The sequence below is a fragment of the Nocardioides deserti genome (assembly GCF_014266025.1).
Lineage (GTDB): Bacteria > Actinomycetota > Actinomycetes > Propionibacteriales > Nocardioidaceae > Nocardioides > Nocardioides deserti.
The window spans coordinates 1-1,343 of sequence record NZ_JACMYC010000037.1; the positions used below are offsets into that span (position 1 = coordinate 1).

1 protein-coding gene is annotated in these 1,343 nt (G+C 67.2%); it reads right to left on the reverse strand.

Annotation, left to right across the window (positions count from 1 at the left end; genetic code table 11):
• Positions 1-20: 20 nt before the first annotated feature.
• Positions 21-1,082 (reverse strand): IS110 family RNA-guided transposase, encoded by a 1,062-nt coding sequence (locus tag H7344_RS20150; protein ID WP_186347769.1) that lies wholly within the window; start codon positions 1,080-1,082, stop codon positions 21-23.
• Positions 1,083-1,343: the final 261 nt, after the last annotated feature.

A 1,343-nucleotide genomic window follows, 5' to 3' on the forward strand; every position in this document is an offset into this window, starting at 1 on the left:
GAGGACGCTCCTATGGTTCGTCAAGCAGTTGCTGGCTGCCTCTGTTCGAGTAGCCGGTAGAGGTCTCTGGCGATGTAGCGCTTGAGGCATCGCTTGATCTCGGGCCCTGTCTTTCCTTCCGCGGTCCGCCGGGCGATGTAGTCGCGGGTGGGCTGGTGGCAGGTAATCCGGGTGGTGACCATGGTGTGCAGTGCGCGGTTGAGTTGGCGGTCGCCGTAGCGATTGAGGCGGTGACGCGTGCGGATCTGTCCACTGTTCGCTGGGATCGGCGCGACGCCGGCGAGCATCGCGAACGCCGCTTCGGAGTGAACGCGGCCGGGGTGGGACCACGCGCACAGGACCGTGGCCGCGACGATCGGTCCGACCCCAACCTGGGCGAGCAAGTCTGGCCGCCAGGCACGCACGATCGTCAAGATCGCACGCTGGTGCTCGGCGGCTTCGGCGGTCATCGACAACGAGCGTCGAGCTAGGGCTTTCAGGGTTGTGGCGGTCAACTTGGTCTCGGTGTCCCACGACGGGCTGATCCGCAGCGCTGCGGCGGTCTTGATCATCGCTGGGATCTTCTGACCGCGGAACCGGGCGCGGAGCACCTCTGGGGCTGCAATGACCAGGCTGAACAGTTGCCTTTGGGCGACTGTCGCCGCGTCGACCGCCGATCGCCTCGCCGCGAGTAGGACCGAGAGTGCCTGGCGGTCCCCGGATGCACGGGGGGTGCCGACCCTGGGGCGAGCCAGTGCCTCACGGGCCGCGCGGATGGCATCGAGCGGGTCAGACTTCGCGCCGTTGCGGCGGCGTGCTCGTTCGGGCCGGTCGAGTTCGACGACGAACTCCTCGCCCTGAGCCAGGCGCCGGACGAGCCCGGCGCCATGACCACCGGTGCCTTCGATCGCCCAGACACGCAGCGGATAGGGATCAGCGAACTCGAGCAAGGCCTCGTAGCCCTCGGCAGTGGTCTCGATCGTGACCTGGTCGAGCACCGCCCCGGTGCGGGCATCGACCACTGCGGCCGTGTGGGTGTTGACGTGGGTATCGACGCCGATGACGACATCGACCACGTCGCGTAGATCGGTCAGACTGGGCATGCGTTCTCTCCTTGCCTGGGAGCGGATGTGGTTCCGGTCCGGGGCGGAGATTCGGCAGGACTGTGATGAGACACGTCGGGCGCGCGAACGCCCGACGGTCAAGCTCCTGATCAGGCCAGCTGCTCCGACCGGGCCGGGGCCGACAACCCCGAGCGGACAAGTCCTCACAAAGGCACGAAGCCAGTCAGTGCAAGAGTCACGCCCGCGGCTGCCAACCACAGCCCAGCACCATCAGGCTGCAGAGGGAAGCCTCACAGTCAG

Excerpts from the sequence above, each read along its gene's own strand:
- H7344_RS20150 (WP_186347769.1), bottom strand. The coding sequence starts at position 1,082 with ATGCCCAGTCTGACCGATCTACGCGACGTGGTCGATGTCGTCATCGGC.